The sequence below is a fragment of the Curtobacterium sp. YC1 genome (assembly GCF_016267665.1).
Taxonomy (GTDB): domain Bacteria; phylum Actinomycetota; class Actinomycetes; order Actinomycetales; family Microbacteriaceae; genus Curtobacterium.
On record NZ_CP066341.1, the window covers coordinates 2231786 to 2244072 of the forward strand.

Here is a 12287-nt window from a genome sequence, read left to right on the forward strand (position 1 = left end):
GTCAGTGCTCCTGCTGGTAGGTGGCGAGGGTGCGCGGTCCGAAGGCGTCCGGCAGGACCTCGTCCATGGTGCGGATGCCCGAGACCGTCTCGAGCAGCATGCCCTCGGACGAGTGCTCGAACAGCAGCTGGCGGCAGCGCCCGCACGGCATCAGGGTCGCCCCGTCGCCGTCGACGCACGTGAAGGCCACGAGCTTGCCGCCGCCGGTCATGTGCAGCTGCGACACGAGCGAGCACTCGGCGCAGAGCGTCACGCCGTAGGACGCGTTCTCGACGTTGCAGCCGGAGACGATCCGACCGTCGTCGGTGAGCGCAGCGGCCCCCACCGGGAACGACGAGTACGGCACGTAGGCGTGCCGCATCGCGGCCGTGGCGGCGTCCCGCAGGGCGCTCCAGTCCACGTCGTCGGTCGGGAGGCTCCCCACCGGCACGGCCGGAGCGACGCCGGTCGCGCCCAGGGCCGTGGCCGGGTCCGTCCAGGCCGTCGCGTCGGTGGTCGCGGGGGTCTCGTCGCCCGCAGCGTGCGTGTCGGTCATGTGCCGTGCCTCCTGGCCGTCAGCTCTTGATGTAGGGCTTGCCGGACGCGGCGGGACCGCGCGACTGACCGACCAGGCCGGCCACGGCGAGGATCGTCACCACGTACGGCAGCATGAGCAGGAACTCGCTCGGCACCGGCGAGTTCGGGATCACGCCGAGCGCGTTCTGCAGGTTCGACGCGAAGCCGAACAGCAGCGCCGCGAGCGTCGCCTTGATCGGGTCCCAGCGGCCGAAGATCACGGCGGCCAGGGCGATGTAGCCCGCGCCGGCGGTCATGTCCTTGGTGAACGGCCCGACCGCGTCGAGCGTGAAGTACGCACCGCCCAGACCGGCGATCGCCCCGGCGAGCGAGACGTTCCAGAACCGCGTGCTCGTGACGTTGATGCCCACCGTGTCGGCGGCCTGCGGGTGCTCGCCGACCGCGCGGAGGCGCAGGCCCCAGCGGGTCTTGAACAGACCGAAGGTGACGACCGCGACGGCCACGTAGGCCAGGTAGACCACGACCGTCTGCTCGAACAGCACCGGTCCGATGATCGGGATCTGGTGCAGCAGCGGGATCTCGAGCCGCGGGAAGCGCACGCCGATGTTCAGCGTCTGCTCGTTCGGTGACAGCACCTGCGAGTACAGGAAGCCGGTCAGGCCGGAGACGAACGCGTTGATGACGACACCGACGATGACCTGGTCGACCAGGTACTTGATGCTGAAGGCCGCGAGGATGAACGACACGAGCACACCCGCGACGAGCGCACCGACCAGGCCGACCCACGGCGACCCGGTGATCGAGGCGATGAGTGCCGAGGTGAACGCCCCGGCGAGGAACTGGCCCTCGATGGCGATGTTCACGACGCCGACGCGCTCCGAGATGACGCCGCCCAGGGCACCGAACACGAGCGGGACGCTCAGGCTCAGCGCGCCGAGGAGCAGACCCGGGATGGCCAGCGACGCACCCGCGGCGGACCACGCGAGGAAGCCGATCACGAACACCACGGCGAAGGCCGTCGTGACCCAGAGCGGGACCCGGCGGTACGAGCGGGTCTCGACCACGGCGTAGACCGTCAGCATCGCGAGCAGCACGATGACGACGATGCCGGTGGCCGTCGCCGGCAGCGGGACGTCCGGCAGCGCGAAGAAGTCACCGCCGTTCGCGAGGCGGAACGTGGTCGTCCCGGAGCGCGGCAGCAGGCCGAACAGGACGATCGCGACGAGCGTGAACACGCCGTACCCGATCGCGAGCTTCCAGCTGCGGGTGGTCTCGACCGGACGACCGGCGAGCGGCGACGCGGGGGCCGCGGTGGGGCTGAGGGTGCTCATGCTGCGACCGCCTTCTTGCTGTTCTTGCTCGTCTTCGCGCGACCGCGGGCACCCGGCTGCGGGATCCGGAAGATCGCGCGGACGAGCGGCGGCGCCGCGATGAAGAGGACGATGAGGGCCTGGATCACGCCGACGATGTCGATCGGGATGCCGTTGGCGGCCTGCATGGCGTAGCCGCCGTTCTTCAGCACGCCGAACAGGATCGCCGCCCAGAACACGCCGAACGGCTTCGACCGGCCGAGGAGCGCGACCGTGATCGCGTCGAAGCCGATGCCGGCGTCGATGCCCGACGTGAAGCCGGAGGTCACCGCGCCCTGCACCTGGTACGCCCCGGCGATGCCGACGAGCGCACCGGAGATGACGAGCACCCAGATGGTCAGGGACGGCACGCTCATGCCCGCGACGCGGGCCGCGCGGGGGTTCTCGCCGATGGTGCGGAACCGGAAGCCGAGCGACGACTTGTTGACGAGCCACCACACCACGACGACGGCGATGATCGCCACGACGAAGCCGAGGTCGACGCCGTACCGCGGACCGAACAGCGCCGGGAGCAGGGCGCTGTCCTTCGTCGCCGGCGAGATCGGGTTGCTGCTGCCCGGGGCCTGCAGCAGGCCGGGGGTGCGGAGCAGGTAGCTCACCAGGTACAGCGCGATGTAGTTGAGCATGATCGTGACGATCACCTCGTGCGCACCGGTGCGGGCCTTGAGCACGCCGACGATGCCGCCCCAGACCGCGCCGCCGACGATGCCGGCGACGATGGTCAGGGGGATGTGGACCGCGGCGGGCAGGTCGAACGAGAACCCGACCCACCCGGCGGCCGCGGCGCCGATCAGGATCTGTCCCTGACCGCCGATGTTGAACAGGCCGGCGCGGAACGCGAGCGCGACACCGAGGCCGGCCGCGACGAGCGGGACCGCGTAGTCGACCGAACGCGTGAGCGGGGCGATCGCCTGCTGGAACGAGTCGGCGCCGAAGTTGACGACCGAGCCCTGGAACAGCGAGGAGTACGCGCCGCCGACCGCGGTGCCGACGGCCTGCAGCATGTCCGTCGGTCGGGCGAAGAAGTACCCGGCCGTGGTGCGGACGGTCTCGTCCGTCAGGGCGATCAGCACGCCGCACGCCACGAGGGCGAGCACGACGGCGAGGACGGTGACGAGCACCGAGCCGTTCAGCACGCTGTGCAGGGCCGCCTGCCAGCGGTCGCTGCCGTCGGCGCCGTCGCGACGCTCGGAGTCGTCGGCCGAGTCGGTCATCAGGTGCGGGGTGGACTCGACCTCCTGCAGGCGGTCGTCGGTGACGGGCGCCTCGGGGGTCGCGGGCTGCTGCGCGTCGTCTGGCCGTGGGGTGGTCACGCTGCCAGCTCCGTTCCTTCTGGGACCTCCCCGGCCATCATGAGGCCGAGGACGTCGCGGGGGGTGGTCGCGGGGACGATGCCGACGATGCCGCCGCGGTACATCACCGCGATGCGGTCGGCCAGCGCCACGACCTCGTCGAGCTCGGTGGAGACGACGATGACGGGCACACCGGTGTCGCGGGTGGCGACGATGCGCTTGTGCACGAACTCGATCGAGCCGACGTCGATGCCACGCGTGGGCTGGGCGGCGACGAAGAGCCGCAGGTCACGGCTCAGCTCGCGGGCGAGCACGATCTTCTGCTGGTTGCCGCCGGACAGCCGACCGGCAGCGGTCGTGCGGGCCGGCGTGCGGATGTCGAACTCGGCGATCTTCTCGTCGGCGAAGGCGTCGCGCTCGGCCGGCCGGATCGTGCCGGCGCGGACGAACTCGGCGTGGTCGGCGCGGTCGAGCATGAGGTTCTCGGCGATCGTGAACTCGCCGACCAGGCCGTCCTCCTTGCGGTCCTCGGGCACGAACCCGACGCCGGCGTCGAGCACCTGCTTGACGCTGCGACCGGTGAGCTCCTTGCCGTCGAGCGTGATCCGGCCGGCGTGTGCGGGTTCGAGGCCGATGATCGCCTCGGTGAGCTCGGTCTGGCCGTTGCCCTGCACCCCGGCGATCGCGAGCACCTCGCCGCGGCGCACCGTGAACGAGACGTCGTCGACGAGCACGATGCCGGACGGGTCGGTCACCGTCAGGTTCTCGACGACCAGGGCGTCCGCCCCGCCCGTCGACGGCTCCTTGTCGACCACCAGGGACACCGCGCGGCCGACCATGAGCGCGGCGAGCTCGTTGTTCGTCGCGGTCGGTGCGGCCTCGCCGACGACCTTGCCCAGGCGGATGACCGTGATGCGGTCGGCGACCTCGCGGACCTCGCGCAGCTTGTGGGTGATGAAGACGATCGCGGTGCCGGCTTCGCGGAGCTGGCGCATGATGCCCATCAGCTCGTCGGTCTCCTGCGGCGTGAGGACGGCCGTCGGCTCGTCGAACACCAGCACGGAGGCGTCACGGGACAGCGCCTTGATGATCTCGACGCGCTGCTGCACGCCGACGGGCAGGTCCTCGACCTTGGCGTCGGGGTCGACGTCGAACCCGAAACGGTCGGAGATCTCCTGCACGCGGCGGCGGGCGCCGGCCAGGTCGAGGCGACCGCCGAAGGTGGTCTGCTCCTGGCCGAGCATGACGTTCTCGGCCACCGTGAACACGGGCACGAGCATGAAGTGCTGGTGCACCATGCCGATCCCGGCGCGCATGGCGTCACCGGGGCCACCGAAGTCCTGCACCACGTCGTCGAGGAGGATCTCGCCCTCGTCGGCCTCGTACAGGCCGTAGAGGACGTTCATCAGGGTGGACTTGCCGGCACCGTTCTCGCCCAGCAGGCAGTGGACCTCACCCGGCTCGACGGTGAGCGAGATGTGGTCGTTGGCCACGAGGGCGCCGAACCGCTTGGTGATGCCGCGGAGTTCGAGCTTCATGTCGGGAGTCTATTTCTGTCTCGCGTGCGCCACGCGGGCACACGAGAACGCGGGCGAGGGATTCCTCCCCCGCCCGCGTCCAACGGGTTAGGACTGCGTCTTGACCTTGATCGAGCCGTCGATGATGCCGGCCTTCACGTCGTCGAGCTCGCCCTGCAGGCCCTTGTCGACCTTGGACTCGAAGTCGTGGAACGGGGCGATGCCGACGCCGTCGTTCTCGAGGGTGCCCACGTACGGGTCCTTCGAGAACTTGTCGTCAGCCGCCTGCTCGACGACGTCCTTCACGGCCGGGCGCATGCCCTTCTCGACCGAGGTGAAGGCGATGTCCTTGTAGCGGGGGTCGGCCTCGTAGAGGTCGCTGTCCGCACCGATCAGCACGGAGCCGTTGTCGGCGTCCTTGATGGCCTCGGCAGCGGACTGGTAGATCGGACCACCGACGGGCAGGATCACGTCGGCGTCCTGGTCGAGGAGCGTCTGCGCGACCGACTTGGCCTGCGTGCCGGCCTCGAAGCCACCGGTGAAGGAACCCTTGCCGGTGTCGACGTTCCAGCCGACGACCTTGACGTCCTCGTCCTTCTGCTCGTTGTAGTACTTCACACCGTCCGCGAAGCCGTCCATGAAGATGGTGACGGTCGGGATCTGCATGCCACCGAAGGTGCCGACGACGCCGGTCTTCGAGTAGGACGCCGCCGCGTAGCCGGCGAGGAACGCCGCCTGCGAGGTGTCGAACGTGATCGGCTTGACGTTGTCCGCGTCGATCGAGTTGTCGTCGATGATCGCGAAGTTCGTGTCGGGGTTCGCCGCGGCCTGCTTCTTCGTGGCGTCGGCCAGGTTGAAGCCGACGGTCACGACGAGGTTGCAGTTCTGGCTGATGAGCTGCTCGATGTTGGCGTCGTAGACGGTCGCGTCCTTCGACTCGGCCTCCTTGACGGTCGCGCCGATCTCCTCGGCGGCGTCCTTCATGCCCTCGTAGCCGAGCTGGTTGAACGACTTGTCGTCGAAGCCTCCGGCGTCGGAGACCATGCAGGGCTGGAAGTCGGTCTTCTTGGCGGTCGTCGACTCGGAAGGCGCCGATGCGCATCCAGCGAGGACGGCGACGGTGCCGGCGAGCGCGAGGCCGCTGAGGACGACCTGTCGGGTACGAGATGTCACGGGTGTGTTCCTCCGGGGAGCGGTGCCCGGACCACGTGCGTTCCGGGCGATCGTGGCGACAGTACACGACCGTCGAGCCGGTACAGGACCCGTTGCGGGGGTCCCGGACATCGGTTACGGGATCGCGACCCCGCCGAAACGCGCCCGTAACGCAGGGTCACCCACGGACCCCCAGTTCGAGGGGGGGGTGTCGATGGAGCGCTACAGGACGTCGCCGCGGCCGCTGATCTTCAGTGCGTCCACCACACCCTTGACCCGCTGCGCGTTCGCGCTGGTGGTCACGAGCAGGGCGTCCGGGGTGTCGACGACCACGATGTCCTCGACGCCGATGAGCGAGATGAGGCGCTGGCTGTGCGACACCACGATGCCGCTCGACGAGTCGGCGAGGATGCGGGCACCGTCCCCCAGCACGGCGAGGTTGTTCGGCCGACCGCCGGACTGCAGCTTGGCGAGCGAGGCGAAGTCGCCGACGTCGTCCCAGTCGAAGTCGCCCGGGACGACCGCCATGCGCCCGGCGGCCGCGGCGGGTTCCGCCACGGTGTAGTCGATCGCGATCTTCTCGAGCCCGGGCCAGACGGCGTCGACGACGGCGCCACGGGCCGAGGTGTCCCAGGCGTCGGCCAGTTCCTCGATGCCGGCGAGCAGCTCCGGCTTGGTCCGGCCGATCTCGGCGAGCAGCACGTCGGCGCGGGCGATGAACATGCCCGCGTTCCACAGGTAGGTGCCCTGCTCGACGTAGGACCGCGCGGTGTCCAGGTCGGGCTTCTCGACGAAGGAGCGGACGGCGTGCGCGGTCGGTGCGCCCTCGATGCCGAGCGTGTCGCCGTGCGCGTGGATGTAGCCGAAGCCGATGGCCGGCTCGGTCGGCGTGATGCCGATGGTGGTGACGTAGCCGGCCCGGGCGGCGGCGACCGCCTCGCGCACCGACCGACGGAAGCCCCTGGCGTCGCCGATGACGTGGTCGGCGGCGAACGACCCGATCACGACGTCGGGTTCGCGCCGCACGAGGATCGCCGCGGCGAGGCCGATGGCGGCGGTGGAGTCCTTCGGCTCGCTCTCGAGCACGACGTTGTGGTCCTCGACGCCGGGCAGCTGCGACTCGACGGCCACCCGGTGCGCGCGTCCGGTCACGACCATGATGCGTTGGTCGCCGGCGAGCGGCGCGAGGCGGTCCCACGTCTGCCGCAGCAGCGAGGTGCCGGAGCCGGTCAGGTCGTGCAGGAACTTGGGTGCGTCGGCGCGCGACAACGGCCACAGTCGCGATCCGATGCCCCCGGCGGGGATGATCGCGTAGAAGTCCTCGAGTGCGTCTGCCACGTGCTCACCGTACCGGTGCCGCCGGGCGGCACCTGGGTGCTTCCCGCACGCTTCCCGCACGTGCGGTGCGGGAGCCCGCACACGTGCGCCGTGACCCGCCCGCCGGGCGCGCACCGTGCCTCCAGTGCGCCCACCGACCGCCTGCCCGTCCGCCGCCCGCTTGTTCACCGCCTGCGTGCTCGGCGTTCACGTCGGCGGCCCCACGACGACACACCGTGCGCGGAACATGGCCATCGCCATGAACGCACGCAGCGTGGAGCGCGGCACGTCCCCCCGGACCGTCGCCGTCGTGACCGAGAGCTTCCTGCCCACCCTCAACGGCGTGACCACCAGCGTCCTGGCGGTCCTCGACCACCTGGAACGACGTGGTCACCGCGCGGTCGTCATCGCGCCGGACACCCCCGGACTCGCGCAGTTCCGGTCCCGCAGCGCCGTCGAGCGCTACCGCTCCTTCGACGTCCACCGCGTCCCCGCGGTCGCGTACCGGCAGTTCCCGGTGGCGCTCCCCCACCCGGTGCTCGACACGATCCTCGCCGCCTCCGGCGCCGACGTGCTGCACGCGGCGAGTCCGTTCCTGTTGGGTGGGCGCGCCATCACGGCGGCCGGGAGGCTCGGCATCCCCTCCGTCGCCGTCTTCCAGACCGACGTGGCCGGGTTCGCCCGCCGCAACGGTCTGACCGCGACCGTCCCGTTGGTGCGGAAGATCCTCGGCCGCATCCACGCCGGCGCCTCGCTGACGCTCGCGCCGTCGAGCGCGACCGCCGCGATGCTCGCCGAGGACGGCGTGCCCCGCGTCGCCCGCTGGGGCCGCGGGGTCGACACCGAACTGTTCCACCCCGCACGCCGCACGTCCGGGCACGTCCGGGCGCTCCGTCGCCGTCTCGCCCCGAACGGCGAGACCATCGTCGGCTACGTCGGCCGCCTGGCACCGGAGAAGGAGGTCGAGCGGCTGGCCGGACTCGGCGGCATCCCGGGCATCCGCGTGGTGGTCGCCGGCGGTGGACCGTCGCGGGCGGTGCTCGAACGCCGCCTCCGGCACCTCGACGTGACGTTCACCGGTCCGCTGCGCGGTGCCGCGCTGGCCGACGCGTACGCGGCGCTCGACGTCTTCGTGCACACCGGTCCCGCCGAGACCTTCGGACAGACGCTGCAGGAGGCGCACGCCTCGGGGCTCCCGGTCGTCGCCCCGGCGTCCGGTGGTCCGCTCGACCTCGTCGCGCCCGGACTCGACGGCGAGCTCTACGACGCCGACGAGCCCCAGGGGTTGCGGCAGGCGGTCCTGCGGCTGCACCACGACCGCGGCCTCGCCGAGCGCATGGGGTCCGCGGGTCGACTGCGCGTCGAGGACACCACCTGGGAGGCCGTCGGCGACCAGCTCCTGGCGCACCACGACACGGCACGGACCATCGGCGCGCCGCCCGTCGGACGGGGCCTGCGGACCGGTCGGGACGAGAAGGTCAGCGCCCGCGCATAGGATGGGTCGTGTTCCACACGAACACGAACGGCAAGGGCTCGCCGATCGGGCGAGCCCGTCCTATGGAAGGACGAGCTCATGGCTGAGCACTCCGGCGGTGGCACGGCGACCGCGGTGCCCGACGTCTCGATCGAAGCCCCGCGGGCTTCTCGGACGCCGCAGGGCACGCTGTACCGCGGTTCCACGGGCATGTGGTCCTGGGTCCTGCACCGGATCACCGGTGTCGCGATCTACTTCTTCCTGCTCGTGCACATCCTCGACACCGCGCTGGTGCGCGTGTCCCCCGAGGCGTACAACGCGGTGATCGGCACCTACAAGACCCCGATCATGAACCTCGGCGAGATCGCCCTCGTCATGGCGATCGTGTTCCACGCGCTGAACGGACTGCGGATCATCCTGGTCGACTTCTGGTCGAAGGGCCCCAGGTACCAGCGCGCCATGTTCTGGATCGTGATGGTCGTGTGGGCGATCCTCATCGCGGGCTTCCTCCCGCGCCAGCTCATGAACCTCGTCGCGGACTTCAACTGAGGGGCACGAAGATGACCACACAGATCGTCGAACCTCCCCGCTCGGCAGCAGCAGCCCGACGCACCACCAACTGGGAGAAGTGGGGCTGGATCTACATGCGCGCCTCGGGCGTCCTGCTCGTCGTGCTGATCTTCGGCCACCTCTTCGTCAACATGGTGGCGGGCGAGGGCGTCAAGCAGATCGACTTCGCCTTCGTCGCCGGCAAGTGGGCCGACCCGTTCTGGAAGGTCTGGGACTCGCTCATGCTGGTCCTCGCCCTGATCCACGGGTCGAACGGCATGCGCACGATCGTCAACGACTACGTGTCGAAGCCGGGCGTCCGCAAGACCCTGCTCGGCGCGATCCTCGCCGCGTGCACCGTGCTGATCGTCCTCGGACTGCTCGTCTGCTGGACCTTCGACCCGTGCCCCGCCGGCGCCGCCGCTGCAGACCTGCCGTCCTTCTGCCCGGCGCAGTAGCACCACCACCGCTGCTGACCGCCCGCCCACCGTCTACGGAAAGACCCCTGTGACCGAGACCACCGTGCACCACCACCAGTTCGACATCGTCATCATCGGCGCCGGAGGCGCGGGCATGCGTGCCGCGATCGAAGCCGGCCCGAAGGCGAAGACCGCCGTCATCTCGAAGCTCTACCCCACGCGCTCCCACACGGGTGCCGCGCAGGGCGGGATGGCCGCGGCCCTGGCGAACGTCGAAGAGGACTCGTGGGAGTGGCACACCTTCGACACGATCAAGGGCGGCGACTACCTGGTCGACCAGGACGCCGCCGAGATCCTGGCGAAGGAGGCGATCGACGCCGTCATCGACCTCGAGAACATGGGCCTGCCGTTCAACCGCACGCCCGAGGGCAAGATCGACCAGCGGCGCTTCGGCGGCCACACCCGCGACCACGGCAAGTCGCCGGTGCGTCGTGCCTGCTACGCCGCCGACCGCACCGGCCACATGATCCTGCAGACGCTGTTCCAGAACTGCGTCAAGCTCGGCGTCGAGTTCTACAACGAGTTCTACGCGCTCGACCTCATCATGGTCGACGTCGTGGGCGAGGACGGCGTGACCCGGAAGCAGCCGGCCGGTGTCGTCGCCTTCGAGCTGGCCACCGGCGAGCTGCACGTCTTCCACGCCAAGGCGATGATCTTCGCCACCGGCGGCTTCGGCAAGATGTACAAGACCACGTCGAACGCCCACACCCTGACCGGGGACGGCGTCGGCATCGTCTGGCGCACGGGTCTGCCGCTCGAGGACATGGAGTTCTTCCAGTTCCACCCGACCGGGCTCGCCGGGCTGGGCATCCTGCTCACCGAGGGTGCCCGCGGTGAGGGCGCGATCCTGCGCAACGCCTCGGGTGAGCGCTTCATGGAGCGCTACGCGCCCACCATCAAGGACCTCGCGCCCCGCGACATCGTCGCCCGGTGCATGGTGCAGGAGGTCGCGGAGGGCCGCGGCGCCGGCCCGAACAAGGACTACGTGCTGCTCGACTGCACGCACCTGGGTGCCGAGGTGCTCGAGACGAAGCTGCCGGACATCACCGAGTTCGCCCGCACCTACCTCGGTGTGGACCCCGTCGTCGAGCCCGTGCCGGTCATGCCGACCGCCCACTACGCGATGGGCGGCATCCCGACCAACACCGACGCCCAGGTGCTCTACGACAACACCACCGTCGTGCCCGGCCTGTACGCCGCCGGCGAGTGCGCCTGCGTGTCCGTGCACGGTTCGAACCGCCTCGGCACGAACTCGCTGCTCGACATCAACGTCTTCGGCAAGCGGTCCGGCAACAACGCGGCCGAGTGGGTCAAGACCGCCGAGTTCCTCCCCCTGCCCGAGGACCCGGCAGCGAACGTGCGCGGCATGCTCGACCAGCTCCGCGCCTCCACCGGCACCGAGCGCGTCGCCGCCCTGCGCAAGGAGCTGCAGGACGAGATGGACCGCAACGCGCAGGTGTTCCGCACCGACGAGTCGCTCGCCCGTGTCACCGAGACCATCCACACGCTCCGCAACCGCTTCATGCAGGTCTCGGTGCAGGACAAGGGCAAGCGCTTCAACACCGACCTGCTCGAGGCGGTCGAGCTCGGGTTCCTGCTCGACCTCGCCGAGGTCGTGGTCTACTCCGCGCGCAACCGCAAGGAGAGCCGTGGCGGGCACATGCGCGACGACTACCCCAAGCGCGACGACGAGAACTACATGCAGCACACCATGGCGTACCTGACGGGTGACCCGCACTCGTCGCTCGCCGACGACCACATCACGCTCGACTGGAAGCCCGTCGTCGTGACGCGCTACGAGCCGATGGAGAGGAAGTACTGAGATGACCGACACCCTGGTCTCCGACGCACCCCGCACCGACACCGTGCAGGACGCCCCTCCCGGATCGTTCCCCGTCACGGTGATCATCCGCCGCTTCGACCCGGACGTCGACGACGAGCCGCGCTGGCAGGACTTCGACGTCATGATGCTGCCGACCGACCGCATCCTCGACGCCCTGCACAAGATCAAGTGGGAGCAGGACGGCTCGCTCACCTTCCGTCGTTCCTGCGCACACGGCGTGTGCGGCTCCGACGCGATGCGCATCAACGGGCGCAACCGCCTGGCGTGCAAGACCCTCATCAAGGACCTCGACGTCTCGAAGCCGGTCTACGTCGAGGCGATCAAGGGCCTGCCGCTCGAGAAGGACCTGGTCGTCGACATGGAGCCCTTCTTCCAGTCGTACCGCGAGGTCCAGCCGTTCCTGCAGTCGTCGTCGGCGCCCACCCCGGGCAAGGAGCGCGTGCAGTCCGTGGCCGACCGCGCCCGCTTCGACGACACCACGAAGTGCATCCTCTGCGCGGCGTGCACCTCGTCGTGCCCGGTCTTCTGGACGGACGGGCAGTACTTCGGCCCCGCCGCGATCGTCAACGCGCACCGGTTCATCTTCGACTCCCGCGACGACCAGGCGAACGTCCGCCTCGACATCCTCAACGACAAGGAGGGCGTCTGGCGCTGCCGGACGACCTTCAACTGCACCGACGCATGCCCCCGCGGGATCCAGGTGACGAAGGCGATCTCCGAGGTCAAGCAGGCCATCATGCGGGGTCGGGCGTAGTCCCGGCCCGGTCCGGGGTCCGGC

11 protein-coding genes are annotated in these 12287 nt (G+C 70.1%); 5 read left to right on the plus strand and 6 right to left on the minus strand.

Features of this window, described 5'->3' with window-relative positions; all coding sequences use genetic code 11:
• Nucleotide 1: 1 nt before the first annotated feature.
• The 6 genes from I8920_RS10415 to I8920_RS10440 all read right to left on the minus strand — a co-directional run bounded on the left by I8920_RS10415 (nucleotide 2) and on the right by I8920_RS10440 (nucleotide 7185).
• Nucleotides 2–424, minus strand: a complete 423-nt coding sequence (locus tag I8920_RS10415; protein ID WP_225558344.1) for a cytidine deaminase — start codon at nucleotides 422–424, stop codon at nucleotides 2–4.
• A gap of 130 nt (nucleotides 425–554) precedes the next feature.
• Nucleotides 555–1847, minus strand: coding sequence for an ABC transporter permease (locus I8920_RS10420; protein ID WP_198656293.1), 1293 nt, complete (start codon nucleotides 1845–1847; stop codon nucleotides 555–557).
• On the minus strand, nucleotides 1844–3199 hold the full coding sequence (locus I8920_RS10425) for an ABC transporter permease (protein WP_198656294.1): 1356 nt from the start codon (nucleotides 3197–3199) through the stop codon (nucleotides 1844–1846). The genes I8920_RS10420 and I8920_RS10425 overlap by 4 nt, the downstream gene beginning before the upstream one ends.
• Nucleotides 3196–4716, minus strand: a complete 1521-nt coding sequence (locus I8920_RS10430; RefSeq protein WP_198656295.1) for an ABC transporter ATP-binding protein — start codon at nucleotides 4714–4716, stop codon at nucleotides 3196–3198. Before I8920_RS10430 ends, I8920_RS10425 begins: the two co-directional genes overlap by 4 nt.
• An 87-nt stretch (nucleotides 4717–4803) precedes the next feature.
• Nucleotides 4804–5868 (minus strand): BMP family lipoprotein, encoded by a 1065-nt coding sequence (locus I8920_RS10435; RefSeq protein ID WP_198656296.1) that lies wholly within the window; start codon nucleotides 5866–5868, stop codon nucleotides 4804–4806.
• A 201-nt stretch (nucleotides 5869–6069) separates the two neighbouring features.
• Complete coding sequence (locus tag I8920_RS10440) at nucleotides 6070–7185, minus strand: mannose-1-phosphate guanylyltransferase (RefSeq protein ID WP_198656297.1); 1116 nt, start codon at nucleotides 7183–7185, stop codon at nucleotides 6070–6072.
• 226 nt (nucleotides 7186–7411) lie between these two features.
• Between I8920_RS10440 and I8920_RS10445 the strand changes: the two genes are divergently transcribed.
• The 5 genes from I8920_RS10445 to I8920_RS10465 all read left to right on the plus strand — a co-directional run bounded on the left by I8920_RS10445 (nucleotide 7412) and on the right by I8920_RS10465 (nucleotide 12263).
• Entirely contained in the window at nucleotides 7412–8659 is a 1248-nt protein-coding gene (locus tag I8920_RS10445; RefSeq protein ID WP_198656298.1) for a glycosyltransferase family 4 protein, read from the plus strand.
• A gap of 78 nt (nucleotides 8660–8737) precedes the next feature.
• Nucleotides 8738–9187 (plus strand): succinate dehydrogenase, cytochrome b556 subunit, encoded by a 450-nt coding sequence (gene sdhC, locus I8920_RS10450; protein ID WP_269802227.1) that lies wholly within the window; start codon nucleotides 8738–8740, stop codon nucleotides 9185–9187.
• 11 nt (nucleotides 9188–9198) lie between these two features.
• Entirely contained in the window at nucleotides 9199–9645 is a 447-nt protein-coding gene (gene sdhD / locus I8920_RS10455) for a succinate dehydrogenase, hydrophobic membrane anchor protein (RefSeq protein ID WP_198656299.1), read from the plus strand.
• A gap of 49 nt (nucleotides 9646–9694) precedes the next feature.
• Entirely contained in the window at nucleotides 9695–11488 is a 1794-nt protein-coding gene (gene sdhA, locus I8920_RS10460) for a succinate dehydrogenase flavoprotein subunit (protein ID WP_198656300.1), read from the plus strand.
• A gap of 1 nt (nucleotide 11489) precedes the next feature.
• Nucleotides 11490–12263, plus strand: a complete 774-nt coding sequence (locus tag I8920_RS10465; protein ID WP_198656301.1) for a succinate dehydrogenase iron-sulfur subunit — start codon at nucleotides 11490–11492, stop codon at nucleotides 12261–12263.
• Nucleotides 12264–12287: the final 24 nt, after the last annotated feature.